Annotated in this window: 1 protein-coding gene; it reads right to left on the reverse strand. The window is 39.0% G+C overall.

What is annotated here, in order from left to right; all coding sequences use genetic code 11:
- The coding region (locus RM541_RS17405; protein ID WP_311501404.1) for an IS110 family transposase at nucleotides 1-556 on the reverse strand (556 nt) is incomplete at both ends.

Genomic DNA, 556 nt, shown 5'->3' on the forward strand with positions numbered 1-556 from the left:
CAACACGATTTTATTAGCCACAGCATTCAGAACAGAAAGTTTATTTTTGCCTTCACTGATTTTCCTTTTATAGTACGCTTTCAACTGATGATCGTGCTGTATTGCTGATCCAGCAGCTTTAAATAGAATCGCTTTTAATTCTTTATCCCTCAGTTTGCTGGTTTTTGTTCTCCCTCGAATACTGCTCCCGGATCTGTATGGAAATGGTGCCAGGCCACAGTGACAGTTGAACTTTCTGGGATCGCTAAAACTGGTAAAGTTATCTGTCTCTATGATGCACTTAAGCGCTGTTATAGGCCCCACACCTACAACCTGGGTTATTTTGCTGAAAGTTTTTAGCAGCTTGGACTCTGTCTGGATTTCACTGAACATTCTCTGTTCAATGGCAGCTATTTTTTTATCCAAGATATCAATTAGTTTCTTCTGTTCTTCCAGTTCCTTTTTAATAGGCGTTGTTTTGTGTAATATTTCACATGCTTTGAGCCCATTTTTTAACTGCGTAGCAATTTTTACATAGCGTGCCCTAATGCTGAACAGTACTTTTAATTTTCCCAGC

The sequence above is a fragment of the Autumnicola psychrophila genome (assembly GCF_031846645.1).
Classification (GTDB): Bacteria; Bacteroidota; Bacteroidia; order Flavobacteriales; family Flavobacteriaceae; genus Autumnicola; species Autumnicola psychrophila.